Here is a 19,112-nt window from a genome sequence, read left to right on the forward strand (position 1 = left end):
CGGCCTACTGCCGCCGCAGTGCGACGTGGTAGACGTACTCCGGGTCGATGAGGTGGTCGTGGCTGTCGTCGCCCGCATCCAGCCGTACCCAGGCGATCCTCCCGGTGAAGCGGCTGTCGCGCGCGTCGTAGTCGCCGGAGACGGTCGTCGCCGTCTCGGCGCCGACATCCGTCGTCTCATCGCCGGAGAAGATGAAGGGATGCGTCTGCTCGACCCGTCCGGAACCGACCGGCGTCCCGTCGACGAACAGCGTCACGCCGCCGCCCTTGCCGAGTCCGCCGCCGTCGTACGCGAACTCCGCGCGCACCTGGTGGGTGCCGGCCGGCAGCGGTGACGTCGCCCGCGTCGTGTACCAGTCGACGCCGAGCGTGTTGTAGCAGTAGCTCAGCACGTTGTCGACGGCGTACAGCGCCCAACCGCCGAAGCGCCCGCCCTGCGCGACGATCGTGCCGGCGACGCCCTCCTCGGGGATCGCGATCTCCGAGGTGACCGAGTACGACCGGTTCTTGATGTTCAGGACCGTGTTCTCCGCGAGGCGCCGCATCGAGGGGAAGAGCGTCTGCGAGGTGCCCCGGATGAGCTCGGGGCGCCCGGCGATCGTCGCGTTGAGCCGCTCCGCTTTGCGGTCGTCGAGCGGGAAGACGCCGTAGCGGTCGGCCTGCAGCAGGAACAGCCGCTGCAGCTCGGCCAGCTTGTCCGGGTGGTCCGCGGCGACGTCGTGCGCCTGCGACCAGTCCGTGGAGCCGTCGTACAGCTCCCAGCGGTCCTCGTCGAACCCCTGTGTCATCTGCGTGATGCCGGGAAGCCCCGGGTACCGGTGGATCGTGACCGCCGACCAGCCCTTGTGGTAGATCCCGCGGTTGCCGAGCAGCTCGAAGTACTGCGTGTGGTGCTGCTCCGCCGCATCCGCGTCGTCGATCGTGTAGAGCATCGAGATGCCGTGCAGCGGCTCCTGCGTGATGCCGTTGACGGTCGAGGGCTCCGGGATGCCGGCTGCATCCAGCACCGTCGCGGCGACGTCGATGACGTGCGTGAACTGCTCGCGGATGCCGCCGCCCGGCGTGGACGTCTCCGGCGCGATGCGCGTCGGCCAGTGCATGATCGTGGCATTGCGGGTGCCGCCCCAGTGCGAGGCGATCTGCTTCGTCCACTGCAGCGGCGTGCACATCGCGTGCGCCCATCCGAGCGCGTAGTGGTTGTAGGCGTCGGGGCCGCCGAGGTCGTCGATCTTCGACGCGAGGAACTCGGGCGTCTCGATGTCGCCGCGGTAGTTGATGGAGATGAGCTCGCTGAACGTGCCCTGCAGCGTGCCCTCGGGCGAGGCGCCGTTGTCGCCGATGATGTAGTAGATCAGCGTGTCGTCGAGGATGTCGAGCTGCTCCAGCGTGTCGAGCACCTGTCCGACGTAGTGGTCCGCGTACTCGAGGTATCCGGCGTAGACCTCCATCTGGCGGCGCAGGACCGGGAGGAGTTCTTCCGGCATGTCGTCCCATGCCGGCATGACGGCATCCCGTGCGGCGAGGTCCGTGCCCTCCGGGACGATCCCCATGTCCTTCTGCTTCGCGAAAGTGCGCTCGCGGAGGGCGTCCCAGCCGTCGTCGAAGGCGCCCTTGTACTTGTCCGCCCACTCCTTGGGCACGTGGTGCGGCGCGTGCGTCGCGCCGGGGGCGAAGTAGACGAAGAACGGCTTGTCGGGGGTCATGGCCTTCTCGGTCTGGATCCACCCGATGGCCTTGTCGGTCATGTCCTCCATGAAGTGGTAGCCCTCTTCGGGCGTGCGCTCGGGCTCGATCGGGACGGTGTTCTCGTAGATCGCCGGGTAGTACTGGTTCGTCTCCGCCCCGAGGAAGCCGTAGAAGTACTCGAACCCGCCGCCGGGCGCCGGCCAGTGGTCGAAGGGACCGGTCGGCCCGGTCTCCCACACGGGCACCTCGTGGCACTTCCCGAACTGCGCGGTGGAGTAGCCGTTGAGCTTCAGGATCTCTGCGAGCGGCGCGCACGTGTTGGGGCGGATGGATGTCGCCGCGGGCGACGACGTCGCCATCTCGGTGATGCCGCCCATGCCGACCGTCTGGTGGTTGCGGCCGGAGAGCAGCGCTGCGCGCGTCGGCGAGCACATGGCGGTCGTATGGAAGCGCGTATAGCGCAGGCCGGTCTTCGCGAGCCGCTCGGCGTTCGGCATGGCGATGGGCCCGCCGAACGCGCTGGACGCCCCGAACCCGACGTCGTCGAGCAGGATCACGAGCACGTTCGGCGCTCCGGCCGGCGGACGCAGCGGGGTGATCGGCGGGAACGCCGTGTCCGGGTCCTTCGCGTCGAACGTCGTCACGATTGTGGACCGCCGGTCCGGGATCGGAAGGATCGACCGCTGAATGTCCGTCTGTCCGCTCATGCACGCTCCCCGAAAGTGTCCGAGGGCGCTGCCTGATGCCCCCGGATCGATCCTGGCGGCAATCGGGCGTCTGGCGGAAGGGCGCGCTGTCAGTCGCGGAAGCGATCGGCGAAGCGCGGGTCGTCGAGCCACCACAGGCCCTCGCCCTCCGCGTTCGCCGGCTCCGCCGTGTCGGTGCCCGAGCCTGTTCCGGTGCCCGAGCCTGTTCCGGTCCCCGCGCTTGTCGAGGGGTCGTCCGTCGGCACGGCCGCAGGCGCCGCCGCGGCAGCGGCCTCCCGCGCATCCAGCTCGGCATCGACGAGCTTCTGCTCCTCGGCATCCGACCGCACCCACATGACGACGGTCGCGGCGATCATCGGGATGCCGATGGCCTCGGCGACGGCGAGCAGCGCCGTGCCCGAATAGAGATCGACGAGATTGAGCATGACGATGCCGGGGATCGCGTCGAAGATGCCGTCCGCGAACGCGATGAGCGTCTTGACCGCCGGCGTCGCCCACGCGGGCATGAGGTCCTCGGACAGGAGCGGGAGGTTCACGAGAAGCCCGGTCACGAGCGCCGTGAGAAGCAGCAGCGCCCAGGCGAGCTGGTCGGTGAGGGCGGCCTGGTACCACTCGGAGGTCACGGCGTAGGTCAGCACGATCGCGGCGAGCAGGGATGCGAGGCCCGGGAACATCAGGAAGCGCGCGATACGCCCGCGCGCCCACCCGATCCGGCGGCCGCGCAGCGACTCGACGAGCCGGAACGGGTCGCCGAGCGCGAAGCCCAGGGGGAGGACCGCGGCGAACGTCCCGATCGCCACCCCGTCCATGAACGGGTTGCTGTGGCGGAGGGCCGTCGGGGCGCCGCAGAGCGTCCACACGGCGATGCCGCACGTCAGGAGCCAGATGACGAGGCGCCACGTCGGCCACGGGATGCCGCGCCTGCGCGCCGCGAAGACGCCCGAGGCGTAGACGACAGCGACGAGAACGGGAAGCCCGATCCCGAGGACGCTCGGCGCCCACGCCGTGAACAGCTCACCCACCCGAGAAGTCTCGCTCCCGCCACCAAGAATCGCCTGAACGCAACGATACCTTCCGCTCGGCGGGTGACCGCCCGCTCCGTCCAGGCCTCGGTGCGACTCAGAACGCGGCGATGCCCTTGCCGATCATCGAGATCCCGATGACCAGCAGCAGGACCGCCATGATGACCGAGTTCTCCTCGGTGAGCCACGCGCGGAGCTTGTCGAGCGGTTCATGCAGCTTGTCGGCGGCGATGAGGTAGCCGATGACGGGGATCGCGACGGTGCACGCGGCGATGATCGTGTAGATCGCGATGACCAGCACGTCCTCGCTCACGGGGAGCGCGGCGGCGCCGATGGCGGTTCCCGCGCCGACGGCCAGGATGAGGTTCTTCGGGTTGAGCGCGGACAGCAGGAACCCGAGCCCCAGCGCACCCCAGAAGCTCACCTTGTCGATGGCCTGCATCCACTTCGGCATCGTCGGCTCTTCGCCCTTCTTCGGGCGCTTGCGCCACTGGCCGACGGCGAGGAGGAGCAGAAGGACGCCCAGGACGAGCTGGATCGTGCCCTTGATCGGTGCGGAGCCGCTGTTCTCGGCCGGCAGCGCCGAGGACAGCACCGTGAAGAGCGTGACGGCCACGACGATCCCCACGACCCAGCCGAGGAGGAATCCGACTCCCGTCACCTTCGCCTTCGGCGAGAGCAGCATGAGGATCGCGGCGATGATCGGGATCGGGCTGATCGCGACGCCCAGGGCGAGCGGGAGGATGGAGCCGATGGCGTTGCCCATGTCAGTGATCCTTCTGATCGACGGCGGTCGATGCGGATGCGGCGGAGGAGACGGCTTCGACCGCTTCGCGGTTGGTCGGGTAGATCTTCTGGTCGTGCAGGATGCCGAGCTTCTTCAGTCGCTCGGCCGATTGCGGGCGCACGCGGCTGAAGGAGAGGCGGACGTGGTTCTCTTCGAGCCACTGGCTGAAGTTCTCGAACGCCTCGGCTCCGGTGATGTCGACATCCGTGACGGCCTCCATGTCCATGACGAGGTCGTGCACCGAGTCGACGCCGGCCGCGATGATCGCGTTCTTGGTGGCGGTCGTGAACACGGACGCGTTCGCGAAGAAGAGCGGCGCGGCGAGCCGGATGACGATGACCCCGGGTGCGGTGACCGTGCCCTGCGGCGCGTCCTCGAGGAGGGATGCCTCGCCCTCACCGCCGTCGGCGAGCACGTCGATCGCGGGCCGCGACGCCCGCTGCGCCAGATTGACGAGCGCGAGGACGAACGCGACGAGGATGCCGGCGATCGAGCCGACGAAGAGGGTCGTCGCGAAGCAGACGGCGCCGATGAGGAACTCGTTGCGGTCCTTGCGCCACATGTCGATGAATTCGCGGATGCCCAGGAGCGGGATGATCGCGACGCCGATGATCGCGCCGATCGCCGGGTTCGGAATGTCGGCGAGGAGCGCCGTTCCGAAGACGAGGAGCAGCAGGGTCCCGACCGCGAGGACGATCGAGGGGAGCTGGGTGCGGGAGCCGGACTGGTCCATCGCGGCGGTGCGGCTCGTCGAGGAGCCTGCGGCGAAGCTGCCCTGGGCGCCCGCCGCGATGTTGGCGAGCCCGAAGGCGAAGAGGTCGCGGTTGGCGTCGAACGGGTAGCCGTTCTTCTCCGAGTACGAACGTGAGACGAGCAGTCCCTCCGCCGTCGTCACCAGCGTGAGGGCGATCGCCGAGGGGATCAGCTGGAACCACGTCGTCCAGGGGAGCACCGGCCACGTGAGGCTCGGCGCGCCGGCGGGCACCTCGCCGAGGACGGAGACCCCGTGCTTCTCCAGACCGAACACGAGCACCACGACGGTGGACAGGATCATCACGACGAGTGCCCACGGCACGGCCTTCAGGTAGCGCTTGCCGAAGAGCAGGATCGCGACGGCGACGACCGAGATGCCCAGCGAGTAGGGGTTGACCGTGTCGAGGGCGCCGAAGAGCTGCACGACCTTGTCGGCGAACTCCGCCCCCGAGTCGATCTTCACGCCGAGCATCTTCGCGATCTGACTGACCATGATGTTGAGCGCTAGGCCGCCGACGAATCCCACGAGGATCGGCTTCGAGAGGAAGTTCGCGAGGAACCCGAGCTTGAAGACCGCGAGCAGCAGGAAGAGGACGCCGCTGATGATCGCCTGCGCGAGGGCCATCGTCATGTACGTCGAGCTGCCGGCGGCGGCGAGCCCCCCGATCGAGGAGGCGACGAGGGCGGCGGCCGCGGCATCCGGGGAGACCACGAGCTGGCGGGACGAGACGACGAGCGCGTAGATCGCGGTCGGCACGATGAGGGCGTAGAGGCCGGCGGTCGCCGGAAGGCCGGCGATCTGGGCGTACCCGATGTTCAGCGGGATCGCGATGGCGAGGAGCGTGATGCCCGCCGTGAACTCGCGCGCGAAATTGCGTCGCGTCAATCCGGCGAGCGGCGGTTGCATGGGCACTCCTCGATCTCCGCCCGGCGTCGGCGGTCTGCCCCCTACCTTGGCATCCGGCATCCGCGCGCCGCCACACGCCGGCCCCGTGTTCGTATGGATGGAGCGCGAATTCGCGCGAATGCCGTGAGATCGCACGCAGGTAAATTGGGGGGATGACGACGCCTCCCGCCCGGACGACCAGGGGACCCCGGTTCGTCCTCGCGTGCATCGGCGTCGGCCTCGCCGCGGGCCTCATGTCGGGGCTCTTCGGCGTCGGCGGCGGAACCGTCATCGTGCCGATGCTCGTCCTCCTCCTGCACTTCGACCAGAAGCTGGCCTCCGGCACCTCGCTCGCGGCGATCGTGCCCACGGCGGCCGTCGGGGTCATCTCCTACGCCGTGCACGGATCGGTGGCGTGGATCCCGGCGCTCATCCTCGCCGTCGGTGCGGTCTTCGGAGCGCAGATCGGCACCTGGCTGCTGCACCGCATCTCCGTCGTCGCACTCCGATGGGGCTTCATCGCCTTCCTCGCGGTGGTGATCGTGAGCCTCTTCGTCGTGATCCCGTCCCGGCAGGCGCAGCTCGAACTCACATGGTGGATCGCCCTGGCCCTCCTCGCCACGGGCGTCGTGACCGGCATCCTCTCCGGACTCATGGGGGTCGGCGGCGGCATCATCGTCGTCCCGGCCCTGATGCTCCTGTTCGGCACGAGCGACCTCGTCGCGAAGGGCACATCGCTGCTGATGATGATTCCGACCGCGATCTCCGGCACCGTCGGCAACATCCGCCGCAAGAACGTCGATCTCGCCGCCGCCGCCCTCGTCGGGATCGCCGCGTGCACGACGACAGCGCTCGGCGCGTGGATCGCGACCCTCATCGATCCGCTCGTGGGCAACATCCTGTTCGCGCTTTTCCTCGTGTTCGTCGCCGTGCAGATGGCCCTGCGGCTCCTGCGCGACCGGCGTGCGAGCACCGCGGCCGGGGACGTCGAAGGCCCTGCGGGCTCCGAGGGCTCCGCGGCCGCTCGGTAGACTTCCGGGGTGGCAGTGAACCCTGATCTCGTCGGCCGGGCCTTCCCCCCGACCCCGCCGTACCTCGTCGGACGCGAGAAGGTGCGCGAGTTCGCGGCGGCGGTGTTCGCCGACGCCCCGCAGCACACCGACGTCGATGCGGCCCGCGCCCTCGGCTACCCCGACGTCGTCGCGCCTCCGACGTTCGCGATCGTCATCCAGGAGCTGACCCTGCGTCAGCTCATGAGCGAGCCGGACAGCGGCATCGCCCTCGAGCGCACGGTCCACGGCGAGCAGCGCTTCCGCTGGAGCCGTCCCATCGTGGCGGGCGACGAACTCACCGCGCAGCTGTCGGTGACCCAGGTGCGCGCGCTCGGCGCGAACGCGATGGTCACGAGTGAGACCGAGATCACGGATGCCGCGGGCGAGCACGTCGTCACGGCCACGTCGATGCTCGTGATCGGAGGAGACGAATGAGCGCCTCGACGGGCTCGGCGACCATCAGCGTGGGCGACGTCGTCGCCGAGCGCACCGTCCACCTCACCCGCGAATCGCTCGTGCGGTACGCGGGCGCGTCGGGCGACTTCAACCAGATCCACTGGAGCGACGTCGTCGCAGAGCGCGTCGGCCTCCCCGGCGTGCTCGCGCACGGCATGCTCACGATGGGGCTCGCCGTCACGACGCTCGATACGTGGGTCGGCGATCCGCGCCGCGTCCTCGAGTACGGCGTGCGGTTCACCAAGCCCGTCCTCGTCGACCAGGAGACGGGTGCCGACGTGCAGGTCGTCGCAAGAGTGGGGGCCGTGTCCGACGATGAGGCGCGAATCGATCTCACTGTGACCAGCGCCGACCAGACGGTCCTCGGCAAGGCGCAGGTGCGCGTGGCGCATGCCTGAGGTCACGCCGATCCCGCTGTCGCGTCTCACGACGCTGCGCACCGGTGGCCTCCCGGATCGCATGATCGACGCGCACACGCGTGACGAGCTCGTCGACGCGCTCCGCGAGGTGTGGGCCGACGGCGACGACTGGCTCGTGCTCGGCGGCGGGTCGAATCTGTTCGTCGGAGACGAGCCGTACCTCGGCACCGTCGTCCGGGTGCTCACGCAGGGCATCGAGCGGATGCCGGCCTCCCGGCCCGGCTTCGCGCGCGTGCGTGTGCAGGCCGGCCACGACTGGGACGCGCTCGTCGCGTACGCCGTGTCGGAGGGGCTCGCGGGCATCGAGGGGATGTCGGGCATCCCCGGCACCGTGGGTGCCGCGCCCGTGCAGAACATCGGCGCCTACGGCCAGGAGATCGTGCAGACCCTCATCGAGGTCGAGCTCATCGACGAGCGGACGGGCGAGGTCTCGGTCGTCCCCGCGGACGAGCTGGGGCTCGGCTTCCGCACGTCGGTGCTGAAGGCGCACTACGGTTCGGCGGCGGAGCGGTCCGCCGTCATCCTCTCGGTCACCCTCGAGCTTCCCGAGGTCGGCGACGGCGCGCGTCCGGTCGCGGGCGCGCAGCTGCGCGGCTCGCTCGGGCTCGAGGCGGACGCGTCCGTCCCGCTCGCGTGGATCCGCGAGCGGGTGCTGCAGATCCGTGCCAGCAAGGGGATGGTGCTCGACCCCGACGATCCGGACACCTACAGCGCCGGGTCGTTCTTCCAGAACGCGATCGTGTCGCAGTCGTTCGCGCTGACGCTTCCGCCGGAGTGCCCGCGGTGGCCCGTCGCTCCCGATCTTGACCCCGTGCTGGTCATCCCGCTCGAGCGGTTCGACGGGTACGTTCCGGCGCCGGTCGTCGTCGAGAGCCACGTCAAGGTGAGCTCGGCCTGGCTCATCGAGCACTCCGGGTTCCGCAAGGGGTTCAAGCTGCCGCGCTCCCGCGCGGGGCTGTCGACGAAGCACGCGCTCGCCCTGACGAACCGCGGCGGTGCGACGGCGGGCGAGCTCGCCGAGCTCGCGCGCTACATCCGCGGCCGCGTGCAGTCCGAGTTCGGACTGCTGCTGCATCCCGAGCCTGTGCTCGTCGACATCGAGCTCTAGCGGGAGCTGCGTTTCGTCTCGCTTCGCTCGCTCAACGATCCGCGAGGCATATGCGCGGGTCGTCGAGCGAGGGAGGAACGGCCGAGTCGAAACGCGGCGACCCGGTCAGATGCTGAAGAGCTCCTGCATCCGGCGCACGCCCTCCAGAAGCTGCTCGTCGCCGAGCGCGTACGACAGGCGGATGTAGCCGCTCGGCCCGAACGCCTCGCCGGGAACCACGGCGACCTCGGCCTCGTCGAGGATGAGGTCGGCGAGCTCGAGTGACGTGGTGGGCGTCTTGCCGCGCCATGTGCGGCCCAGGAGGCCCTTGACATCGGGGTAGACGTAGAACGCGCCCTGCGGCGTCGGGACCGTCATCCCCTCGATCTTCGAGAGCTCCGCGACCATGAGCCTCCGGCGGCGGTCGAAGGCCTGGCGGAACTGCTCCACCTCGTCCTGCGGGCCGTTCAGGGCCGCGGCTGCGGCGAGCTGCGCGATGTTGTTGACGTTGGAGCACAGGTGCGACTGCAGGTTGCCGGCGATCTTGATGGCGTCGGCGGGGCCGACCATCCAGCCCACGCGCCAGCCGGTCATCGCGTACGTCTTGGCGACGCCGTTGACGAGGATCGTCTGGGCGGCGGCCTCGGGGACGGCCTCGACGATCGACGTTGCCGTGGCCGCCTGCCCTGAGCTTGTCGAAGGGTCGTAGACGAGGTTCTGGTAGATCTCGTCGGAGATGATCCAGATGCCGTGCTCGACGGCCCACTCGCCGATCGCCTTCGTCTCCTCGGGCGTGTACACCGCGCCCGTCGGGTTCGAGGGCGACACGAAGACGATGACGGTCGTGCGCTCGGTGCGGGCGTCCTCGAGCTGCTCGACGGTCACCTTGTACTCCTGGTCGGCACCGGCGAACACCTCGACGGGGATGCCGTCGGCGAGGCGGATCGCCTCCGGGTACGTCGTCCAGTACGGCGCGGGCAGGAGCACCTCATCGCCGGGGTTCACGACGGTCTGGAACGCCTGGTAGACGGACTGCTTGCCGCCGTTGGTGACGATGATCTGCGACGGGGAGACCTCGAGACCGGAGTCGCGGAGGGTCTTCGCAGCGATCGCCTCCCGGAGGACGGGCAGGCCGGCGGCCGGCGTGTACCGGAAGTTCGCAGGATTGCGCAGCGCCTCGGCCGCCGCATCCACCACGAACTGCGGCGTCGCGAAGTCGGGCTCGCCGGCGGCGTACGAGACGACGGGGCGGCCCGCGGCCTGCAGGGCCTTCGCCTTGGCATCGACCTTGAGGGTCGCGGACTCGGCGATGGCGGAGATCTTGCGGGAGAGCGGGGCGCGTTCGGTCACGCCTCCAGCGTAATCGGGGACATATTCCGCGAAACGGCCGCGACGTACGGTGGCGAGGACTCCGTTGTACGTCGCGGCCGGTCGGGCTGCTCAGCCCAGGTCGAGGTCCAGCGGCCAGTACGGGCGCAGCTCGATCGTGCCGAGCGCGGACATCGGGTGCTTCGAGGCGACCTCGATCGCCTCGGCCTCATCGGCGACCTCGAGGATGTCGAAGCCCGCGATGTACTCCCGGGTCTCGGTGAACGGGCCGTCGGTCACGACCAGTTCGCCCCGGCGGCGCCGCAGGGTCTTCGCGTCGGCGGGCGGACGCAGGCGCTCGCCCGTGATGTCCACGCCGCGCTCGACCATCTCCGTCACCCAGGACTCGATGGACATGGGCTCGGGGTCGGCTTCGGCCGCGGTCAGGTCGGGGTCGTCGACCACCAGCATGAGATAGCGCATCGCAGGGTCCTTTCGTCGAAACGGATGCTCTCACCCGGTACGTCGAACGGGGAAGGGCCGAATCGACACGACCCGCGAGAATCTTTCTGAAGGAGCCGGATGCGGTCAGGTGACGGCGCCGCGCAACTGGTACTCGGGGTCGCGCCACAGCTCGTCGTCGAGCACCCGGCGGAGGGTCTCCACGGCATCCCACACATCGGCGAAGCCGACGTACATCGGCGTGATTCCGAAGCGCAGCACCTCCGGCTCGCGGTAGTCGCCGATGACGCCGTTCGCGATGAGCGCCTTCATGACGGCGAAGCCCTCGGGATGGCGGAACGACACGTGGCTGCCGCGGTGCTGCTCGTCGCGCGGGGTGATGAGGGTGAGCGGATGCTGCGCGAGGCGCGTCTCCACGAGCTCGATGAACAGCGACGTGAGGGCGAGCGACTTCCGGCGCAGGGCCTGCTCGTCGACGCTCAGATGGAGGTCGATGCCGACCTCCATCGTCGCCATCGAGATGATCGGCTGCGTGCCGACGAGGAAGCGTCGGCCGCCGTCGGCGGCCGTGTAGCTCTCGCTCATGGCGAAGGGGCTCTTGTGCCCCCACCAGCCGGACAGGGGCGTCGTCGCCCGCGCGAGGTGGCGCTCGGCGACCCAGATGAACGCCGGTGAGCCGGGACCGCCGTTGAGGTACTTGTACGTGCAGCCGACCGCGAAGTCGGCGCCGTCGGCGGCGACGCGCACGGGCACGGCGCCCGCGGAGTGGCAGAGGTCCCACACGGCCAGAGCGCCGGCGTCGTGGACGAGCCGCGTGGTGTCGGCCAGGTCCCACAGGTAGCCCGTGCGGTAGTTGACCTGCGTGATCATGACGACGGCGACGTCGTCGGCCAGGGCGTCCGCGAGGTCTTCGGGGGCGTCGATGAGGCGCAGGCTGTAGCCGCGGTCGAGGAGCGCGATGAGCCCCTCGGCCATGTAGAGGTCGGTGGGGAAGTTCTCGCGCTCGGAGACGATCACGCGGCGGGCCGGGACGTCCTCCTGCTGGATCGCGATGGCGGCCGACAGCGCCTTGAACACGTTGAGCGACGTCGTGTCGGTCGCGACGCACTCGCCTGCGCCGCCGCCGATGATGCGCCCGATCTTCTCGCCGATCCGCAGCGGGAGCTCGAACCAGTGGTTCTTGTTCCAGCTGCCGATGAGGTCGGTGCCCCACTCCTGCGTGACGACGTCCGCGGCGCGCGCGACGGCCGCGCGGGGGAGCGCACCGAGCGAGTTGCCGTCGAGGTAGATGACGCCGTCGGGCAGTGCGAACTCGTCGCGCAGCACCGCCAGTTCGTCGTTCCGGTCGGCCTCGGCGCACTGCTCGCGCGTCGTGGGTCGGGTCTGGTCGGCCATGCGTCCTCCTCGTCGCTCCGCGCAGGGGCGCGGTAATCCGGATCAACGCTGTCATCCCTGCGAAGAAACGCCTAGAATTTCGAAGAAGATCCGAGAATGATGCGCACATGCGGTGAATCGCCGGATCCGAGGCCCGTCAGGAGGCATCATGGCGAACGGGATTCAGCTCACCGCCTCGGATCGCAGAATCCTCGAGGAACTGACCAGAGACGGGCGTCTCTCGAACAAGGAGCTCGCCGCGCGCGTGGGGCTCCCGGCATCCACGTGCCACGGGCGCGTGCGCGCGCTCGAGGATGCGGGGATCATCCGCGGCTACCATGCCGAGATCGATCCGGTCGCTGCGGGCGCCAGCGTCGAGGCCCTCATCCTCGTGGGCGTGCACGACGCGGTGCGCGACCGGCTCCCACGCGTGACCGAGCGGCTGCGGCGCCTCCCCGGCGTGCAGCGGGTGTTCCTGATCGGCGGTGAGCAGGACCTCGTGCTGCACGTCGCGTGCGCGAGCGTGCCCGCCCTGCGCGACTTCATCCGCGAGCACCTCGGGTCCGATCGGGACCTCGGCCGGACCCAGACGCAGCTCATCTTCGAGCAGCATCCCGGAGCGGCTGTCATTCCGCTCTGAGCGGCGAGTCGACTCGATAATGTCGTGCGCATGAAGGACGAACCCGCGGGCGTCGAGGTCGCGGCCCGGCCGCAGCACCTGATCGTCACGATCTTCGGGCGCTACGGGCGGGCGCGCGGCGGCGCCATCCAGATCGCCGATCTCATCGAGCTGATGGCGGCGCTCGGAGTGGATGCCGGCACGGTGCGCTCGTCCGTGTCGCGCCTCAAGCAGCGCGGCGTGCTCGTGAGCGACCGCGACGGCGGGGCCGCGGCCTACCGATTGTCCGAGACGCTGGACGACGTCTTCGCCGCCGGCGACCACCGCATCTTCGAGGCGCGGCGCGCCCGCTCGGACGATCCGTGGCTGCTCGCATCCTTCTCGGTTCCGGAGAAGGAGCGTCCGCTGCGCCATCAGCTCCGCAAGCTGCTGCACCGCCTCGGGTTCGGACAGGTGAGCGGCGGCCTCTGGATCGCACCGGGGGCGATCGCCGACGAGACGCGGACGGCACTGCATCAGGCGGGGCTCGACGGCTATGTCGAGCTGTTCCTCGGCACGCGGGTCTCCGCCGAACCTCTCGTCGAGGCCGTCCGGCAGTGGTGGGATCTTCCTGCCCTGGAGCCGCTGTACCAGGAGTTCCTCGATGCGTACGGGCACGTCCTGGAGGGCGATCCGAGCGACAGCGAGGCCTTCGGCATCTATGTCGCGGCGATCACCAGGTGGCGCCGGCTCACGTATCTCGACCCGGGAATCCCGTTGGAGCTCCTGCCTGCCGACTGGGCGGGCGGTGCCGCGGAGCGGCTCTTCGGCGAGCTGCACGACCGGCTCGAGCCGCCGGCCGAGCGCTTCGTCTCGGCCGTCATGGCCTGATCGACGACGCCACCAGGGCTCCGGATGCTGACAGCATCCGGAGCCTTTCTGCATCCGCTGAGAGTCCCGATATCGCACTTGCGTGACGATAGTCACGTGTGCGACACTTCTGGCATACCGGACCAGAACCGGGATCGGGGCGCGAAGCGGCGCCCGCAGGCTTGGAGCGAAGGAGCCCCCATGACCGAGATCGAACTGCGCTGGGACCGCGTCCCGCAGGTGACCCGCAAGGGCGAAGAGGACACGCACACGATGTCGTCGGGCGACTGCATCCGCGTCTCGGGGGTCGGCCCGCAGCACACCGAGGCGACGAAGATCTGGTTCGGCCAGGTCACCAACGAGCCCGGCTATCGTTCGCTCCCGCACCACCACGGCGAGGCCGAGACCGGCGGCTACGTGCTGCGCGGCAAGGGCCGCATCTACTTCGGCGAGGACTACAAGGACTTCCTCGACATGACCGCCGGCGACTGGGTGTTCGTGCCGCCGTACATGCCGCACGTCGAGGCCAACATGTCGACGACCGAGCAGCTCGTGTGGCTCACCACCCGGACCCCGGACAACATCGTCATCAACCTCGACGAGGTCGACGACGCGATCCTCGCGGGCTACCGCCGCGCATGAGCACCTCCGCCGCGTTCCTCCGTGCCGTCGCCCTCACCGAGTGCGCGCCCGAGCACGCCGACCGCGCTTTCACGGCGCAGCCGCAGCCCGTGCCGTGGCCGAAGGCGTACGGCGGGGACACCGTGGCGCAGAGCGTGGCGGCGGCCATCCGCACCGTCGACGACGATCGCGTCCTCCACTCGGTGCACTCGACGTTCCTCAGGGGCGTCGACGTGTCGGAGCCCGTGCGGTACGAGGTCGAGGCGATCCGCGACGGTCGCGGTTTCTCGACCCGGCACGTGCGCGGGCACCAGCACGGGAAGCTCGCCTTCATGGCGACGGCATCCTTCCACGTGCCGGAGGACTTCCCCGAGCACGGGCCCGCGATGCCCGACGTGCCGGCTCCCGAGACCCTGCCCAGCACGGCCGACTACCTCGCGGGTGAGCAGGGCGCCGACATCGAGTACTGGTCGCACGACCGCAGCTTCGACATGCGGCATGTGCCCGGTCCGGTCTACGTGCGCGTCGAGGGCGAGCGGACCCCGCACCAGGCGGTGTGGGTGCGCGCCTTCGCGGCGCTCGAGGACGACCCGATCACGCACCAGCTCGCGATCGCGTACGTGTGCGACTACACCATCCTCGAACCCGTCCTGCGTGTCCTCGACCTCCCATGGCGCGACGAGGGGCTCGTCACCGCAAGCCTCGACCACGCGATGTGGTTCCACGCGCCCGCCCGCGCGGACGACTGGCTGCTGTACGCGCAGGAGTCGGCCGGCATCTCGGACGGGCGCGGCCTCGGCCTCGGCCGGTTCTACGACCGCACCGGGCGCCTCGTCGCCACGGTCGCCCAGGAGGGCATGATCCGCCCCGGCCGCCCGCTCTGACGAGCGCCGCCATCCACCCGATTCACCCGAAGGGATCAGCAATGGAGCTTTCCCGCTCAGCCCACGTCGACACGTTCACGCGCGACTCGCTGCCGCCGGCAGACCAGTGGCCGACGTTCGAATTCACGATTCCGAGCGTGCAGTACCCCGAGCGCCTGAACGCCGCCGCCGAGCTCATCGACCGCACGACCGAGCGCTTCGGCGCCGATCGCGACGCGATCATCCTCGGCGACGGCTCGCGGTGGAGCTACGGCGAGCTGCAGCGGCGCGCGAACCAGTTCGCCCGCGTGCTCACCGAGGATCACGGGGTCGTCCCCGGCAACCGCGTCATGCTGCGGATGCTGAACGGCCCGTGGACCGTCGCGTGCTGGCTCGGCGCGCTCAAGGCCGGAGCCGTGGTCGTCACGACCATGGTCGCGTGGAAGGCGCAGGAGGTCCGCAACGTCGCCGAGCGCGTGCGTCCGACGGTCGCCGTCGCCGACCACCGCGGTCTCGCCGACATCGCCGACGTGCTCCACGAGCTCCTGCCGGAGGGCGGCGTCGTCGTCTTCGGCGGGGAGGACGACGAGCTCGAGAAGGCGTGCGACACCAAGCCCGGCGACTTCGAGGCCGTCGACACCGCGGCCGACGACGTCGCGCTGCTGGGCGCGACGAGCGGCACCACAGGCGTGCCGAAGATCACGATGCACTTCCACCGCGACATCCTCGCGAACGCCGACACCTTCGCCGAGCACGTCCTCCACCTGACCGCCGACGACGTCAGCGCGACGACGGCGCCGCTCGCGTTCACCTTCGGTCTCGGCGGCGCTGTGGTGTTCCCGCTGCGGAGCGGGGGCGCCGCGGTCATCCTCGAGCGGGCGACGCCGATCGAGCTCGCCAAGCTCATCGAGCCTCTCGGCATCACCGTGCTCTACACGGCTCCCACCGGATACCGGAACCTCCTCAAGGAGGGCTACACCGCCGAGCTGAAGCGGCTGCGCCTCGGCGTCTCGGCCGGTGAGCACCTCGCGCAGGAGACCTTCGAGTCGGTGCGGGATGCGACGGGCCTGCGCCTCGTCGACGGCATCGGCTCCACGGAGATGCTGCACGTGTTCATCTCCGCCTCCGGCGACGACATCCGCCCCGGCGCGACCGGCAAAGCCGTTCCCGGCTACCGTGCGGCGATCCTCGACGACGACGGTGACCCGGTCGGCGCGGGTGTCCCCGGACGGCTGGGAGTCATCGGCCCGACCGGATGCCGGTACCTCGATGACCCGCGGCAGGCCGGCTACGTCAGCAATGGCTGGAACGTCACGGGCGACACGTTCGTGATGGATGAGGACGGGTACTTCGTCTTCCAGGCGCGCAACGACTCGATGATCGTCACCGCCGGTTACAACGTCGGCGCTCCCGAGGTCGAGGAGGCGATCGCCGTCCACCCCGACGTCATGGAGGTCGCCGTCGTCGCGCGGCCGGATGCCGACCGCGGCATGATCGTCAACGCCTTCGTGGTCCCGCGCAGCGGGGTGGAGGGCTCCGACGAGCTGACCGCATCCATCATCGACGTCGTCAAGACGCGCCTCGCGGTCTACAAGCTGCCGCGCCGCATCGACTACATCACCGAGCTGCCCCGCAACCCCAGCGGCAAAGTGCAGCACTTCGTCCTGCGCGAGCGTGCGGCGGCCGACGCCGCGGCCGCCGCCCTCGTCTCCCAAGGAGCCTGACATGCGCGTCGCCGTCATCGGAGGTGGCCCCGGCGGGCTCTACTTCTCCGCCCTCATGAAGCAGCTGGACCCCGCGCACGAGATCACCGTGTGGGAGCGCAACGCGCCGGACGACACTTTCGGGTTCGGGGTCGTGTTCAGCGACGAGACCCTCGGCGGTATCGAGAACGCCGACCCGGTGATCGCCCAGCGCATGGGCGAGCAGTTCGCGCGCTGGACCGACATCGACATCCTCTTCGGCGGCGACGTGCACACGGTCGGCGGGCAGGGCTTCGCGGCCATGGGCCGCAAGGAGCTGCTGCAGCTGCTGCAGCAGCGGTGCCTCGAGCTCGGTGTGGAGATCCGGTTCCGCACCGAGGCGCCGGATGCGGCGGACCTCATGCGCGACCACGACCTCGTGCTGGCAGCGGACGGCATCAACTCCCGCGTGCGCGGTCAGTTCGCGGACGCCTTCGGCCCCGACCTCGACCGGCGCGTGTCGAAGTACATGTGGCTCGGCACCGACCGCGTCTTCGAGGCGTTCACGTTCGCCGTGCTGCACACGCCGTACGGCATCATGCAGCTGCACGGCTACCCCTACTCCGATCAAGGCTCGACGTTCCTCATCGAGATGCACGAGGACGTCTGGCGCGCGGCCGGTTTCGACGCCACCGAGAACGAGGTCTTCCCTCCTGGGGTCAGCGACGAGTACGCGATCGAGAAGATCAAGGGCTTCTTCGCCGAGGTGCTCGACGGGCACGAGGTGCTCTCGAACAACTCGAAGTGGCTGAACTTCACGACCGTGCGCAACGACCACTGGCACCACGAGAACCTCGTGATCCTGGGGGATGCGGCGCACACGGCGCACTTCTCGATCGGCTCCGGCACCAAGCTCGCCATGGAGGATGCGCTGGCCCTCGCCGCGTGCCTGCACGAGCACTCCTCCCTCGAGGAGGCGCTCGAGGCCTACGAAGTCGAACGGCGTCCGGTCGTGGCATCCACTCAGCGCGCTGCGCAGGCCTCTCTCGAGTGGTTCGAGCAGATCGGCCAGTACGCGGACCAGGATCCGCTGCAGTTCTCGTTCAATCTGCTCACCCGCAGCCGCCGCATCACGCTGGAGAACCTCGGCCTGCGCGATCCGCTGTTCGCGGAGGAGCTGCTCGCTCGCAGCGGTCTCGAGGGCCGCACGCCGGACGAGCCGGCGATGTTCCGGCCGCACCGGATCGGGCGGCTGGAGCTGAAGAACCGCATCGTGGTCTCGCCGATGGACATGTACTGCTCGGTCGAGGGCGTGCCCGGCGACTTCCACCTCGTGCACCTCGGTTCCAAGGCGCAGGGCGGCGCGGGACTCGTCATGACCGAGATGGTGTGCGTGTCGGCCGAAGGCCGGATCACCCCCGGATGCGCGGGACTCTACACCGACGAGCAGCGTGACGCGTGGGGCCGCATCGTCGACTACGTGCACCATCAGACCACCGCCAAGATCGGCGTGCAGATCGGGCACTCCGGCCGCAAGGGCTCGACGAAGCTCATGTGGGAGGGCATCGACGAGCCGCTGCCCGAGGGCAACTGGCCCGTCGTCGCGCCCTCAGCGCTGCCCTACAGCGCGGCGAATCAAGTGCCGTCCGAGCTCGACCGCGCGGGGATGATCCGCATCCGCGACGAGTTCGTCGCGGCGACGGAGCGGGCGGCGGATGCGGGCTTCGACCTCGCCGAGCTGCACGCGGCGCACGGGTACCTCATCTCCGAATTCCTCTCACCCGTGGCCAACCGGCGCACCGACGAGTACGGCGGGTCGCTGGAGAATCGGCTGCGCTTCCCCCTCGAGGTCTTCGACGCGATGCGGGCCGCGTGGCCCGCCGAGCGGCCGATGACCGTCCGCGTCTCCGCGGTCGACTGGATCGAGGGCGGCAACACGGTCGACGACGCCGTGGAGATCGCCCGCGCGTTCATCGCGCACGGCGCGGACGGCATCGACGTCTCGTCGGGCCAGCTGCACAAGGACGAGAAGCCGGCCTTCGGCCGCAGCTACCAGACGCCGTTCGCCGACGCGATCCGCAACCGCGTGGCCGCCGGGGCGGACGTCACCGTCATCGCGGTGGGCGCCGTCTCGAGCTATGACGACGTCAACTCGATCCTGCTCGCCGGCCGCGCCGACATGGTTGCCCTCGGGCGCACGCACCTCTACGACCCGCACTGGACGCTGCACGCCGCCGCCGACCAGGGCTATCGCGGACCGGGCGCGGAGTGGGTGGCGCCCTTCCGCGCCGGCTCCCGGAAGCCCCCGACCGCCCGCACCGACGCGGTGCGCCCGCGCCTCTCGCTCGTCCGCGACGCGCAGTCCGGCGCCGACGGCGCTCCTGAGCACCGCCGCTGGACGCCCGCGCGTCCGGTCGATACGGCCGAGCCTGTCGCGGTCGGCGCCGCAGTCGGCGCCCGCTGACGCATCCACTCCCGAG

General features: G+C 69.8%; 17 protein-coding genes. 10 read left to right on the forward strand and 7 right to left on the reverse strand.

Annotation, left to right across the window (positions count from 1 at the left end; translation table 11 throughout):
• Positions 1–4: 4 nt before the first annotated feature.
• The 4 genes from QSV35_RS18405 to QSV35_RS18420 all read right to left on the reverse strand — a co-directional run bounded on the left by QSV35_RS18405 (position 5) and on the right by QSV35_RS18420 (position 5,861).
• Positions 5–2,392, reverse strand: a complete 2,388-nt coding sequence (locus tag QSV35_RS18405) for an arylsulfatase (RefSeq protein WP_286290381.1) — start codon at positions 2,390–2,392, stop codon at positions 5–7.
• A gap of 89 nt (positions 2,393–2,481) precedes the next feature.
• Entirely contained in the window at positions 2,482–3,414 is a 933-nt protein-coding gene (locus QSV35_RS18410; RefSeq protein ID WP_286290382.1) for a cytochrome c oxidase assembly protein, read from the reverse strand.
• Between the two features lie 97 nt (positions 3,415–3,511).
• Positions 3,512–4,180: a GAP family protein gene (locus QSV35_RS18415; protein ID WP_286290384.1), complete on the reverse strand. Its 669-nt coding sequence runs from the start codon at positions 4,178–4,180 to the stop codon at positions 3,512–3,514.
• Position 4,181: 1 nt separating this feature from the next.
• The gene (locus QSV35_RS18420) at positions 4,182–5,861 is read right to left on the reverse strand and encodes a SulP family inorganic anion transporter (protein ID WP_286290385.1); all 1,680 of its coding nucleotides are present in this window, start codon (positions 5,859–5,861) and stop codon (positions 4,182–4,184) included.
• Positions 5,862–6,013: 152 nt separating this feature from the next.
• Here QSV35_RS18420 and QSV35_RS18425 point away from each other — a divergent pair, with 152 nt between their 5' ends.
• Genes QSV35_RS18425 through QSV35_RS18440 form a run of 4 tightly spaced genes read left to right on the forward strand, consistent with a single transcriptional unit; the run spans position 6,014 to position 8,875 of the window.
• Entirely contained in the window at positions 6,014–6,871 is an 858-nt protein-coding gene (locus QSV35_RS18425) for a sulfite exporter TauE/SafE family protein (RefSeq protein WP_286290386.1), read from the forward strand.
• 9 nt (positions 6,872–6,880) lie between these two features.
• A complete protein-coding gene (locus QSV35_RS18430) occupies positions 6,881–7,327 on the forward strand; it encodes an FAS1-like dehydratase domain-containing protein (protein WP_286290388.1) in 447 nt (148 codons plus the stop codon).
• Positions 7,324–7,746 carry a MaoC/PaaZ C-terminal domain-containing protein gene (locus QSV35_RS18435; protein ID WP_286290389.1) on the forward strand — a complete coding sequence of 141 codons (423 nt, stop codon included), beginning with the start codon at positions 7,324–7,326 and terminating at the stop codon, positions 7,744–7,746. Before QSV35_RS18430 ends, QSV35_RS18435 begins: the two co-directional genes overlap by 4 nt.
• The gene (locus QSV35_RS18440) at positions 7,739–8,875 is read left to right on the forward strand and encodes a UDP-N-acetylmuramate dehydrogenase (RefSeq protein WP_286290390.1); all 1,137 of its coding nucleotides are present in this window, start codon (positions 7,739–7,741) and stop codon (positions 8,873–8,875) included. Before QSV35_RS18435 ends, QSV35_RS18440 begins: the two co-directional genes overlap by 8 nt.
• A 105-nt stretch (positions 8,876–8,980) precedes the next feature.
• Here the strand turns inward: QSV35_RS18440 and QSV35_RS18445 are convergent, their stop codons facing one another.
• The 3 genes from QSV35_RS18445 to kynU all read right to left on the reverse strand — a co-directional run bounded on the left by QSV35_RS18445 (position 8,981) and on the right by kynU (position 12,019).
• Positions 8,981–10,204, reverse strand: coding sequence for a pyridoxal phosphate-dependent aminotransferase (locus QSV35_RS18445; protein ID WP_286290391.1), 1,224 nt, complete (start codon positions 10,202–10,204; stop codon positions 8,981–8,983).
• Between the two features lie 90 nt (positions 10,205–10,294).
• On the reverse strand, positions 10,295–10,645 hold the full coding sequence (locus tag QSV35_RS18450; RefSeq protein ID WP_286290392.1) for a YciI family protein: 351 nt from the start codon (positions 10,643–10,645) through the stop codon (positions 10,295–10,297).
• A 105-nt stretch (positions 10,646–10,750) separates the two neighbouring features.
• Complete coding sequence (kynU, locus tag QSV35_RS18455) at positions 10,751–12,019, reverse strand: kynureninase (protein ID WP_286290393.1); 1,269 nt, start codon at positions 12,017–12,019, stop codon at positions 10,751–10,753.
• Positions 12,020–12,167: 148 nt separating this feature from the next.
• On the opposite strand from kynU, the gene QSV35_RS18460 reads away from it, so the two are divergent.
• The 6 genes from QSV35_RS18460 (at position 12,168) to QSV35_RS18485 (ending at position 19,096) form a co-directional block, all read left to right on the forward strand.
• Positions 12,168–12,638, forward strand: a complete 471-nt coding sequence (locus tag QSV35_RS18460) for an Lrp/AsnC family transcriptional regulator (protein ID WP_286290395.1) — start codon at positions 12,168–12,170, stop codon at positions 12,636–12,638.
• Positions 12,639–12,668: 30 nt separating this feature from the next.
• Positions 12,669–13,487: a PaaX family transcriptional regulator gene (locus tag QSV35_RS18465; protein ID WP_286290396.1), complete on the forward strand. Its 819-nt coding sequence runs from the start codon at positions 12,669–12,671 to the stop codon at positions 13,485–13,487.
• A gap of 180 nt (positions 13,488–13,667) precedes the next feature.
• Positions 13,668–14,108: a cupin domain-containing protein gene (locus tag QSV35_RS18470; protein ID WP_286290397.1), complete on the forward strand. Its 441-nt coding sequence runs from the start codon at positions 13,668–13,670 to the stop codon at positions 14,106–14,108.
• The gene (locus tag QSV35_RS18475; protein ID WP_286290398.1) at positions 14,105–14,971 is read left to right on the forward strand and encodes an acyl-CoA thioesterase; all 867 of its coding nucleotides are present in this window, start codon (positions 14,105–14,107) and stop codon (positions 14,969–14,971) included. Before QSV35_RS18470 ends, QSV35_RS18475 begins: the two co-directional genes overlap by 4 nt.
• A gap of 41 nt (positions 14,972–15,012) precedes the next feature.
• Complete coding sequence (locus QSV35_RS18480) at positions 15,013–16,674, forward strand: AMP-binding protein (RefSeq protein WP_286290399.1); 1,662 nt, start codon at positions 15,013–15,015, stop codon at positions 16,672–16,674.
• A 1-nt stretch (position 16,675) separates the two neighbouring features.
• Entirely contained in the window at positions 16,676–19,096 is a 2,421-nt protein-coding gene (locus QSV35_RS18485; protein WP_286290400.1) for a bifunctional salicylyl-CoA 5-hydroxylase/oxidoreductase, read from the forward strand.
• Positions 19,097–19,112: the final 16 nt, after the last annotated feature.

Origin of the sequence: Microbacterium candidum, assembly GCF_030315975.1 — a bacterium.
In the GTDB taxonomy this organism is placed as follows: Bacteria; Actinomycetota; Actinomycetes; order Actinomycetales; family Microbacteriaceae; genus Microbacterium; species Microbacterium candidum.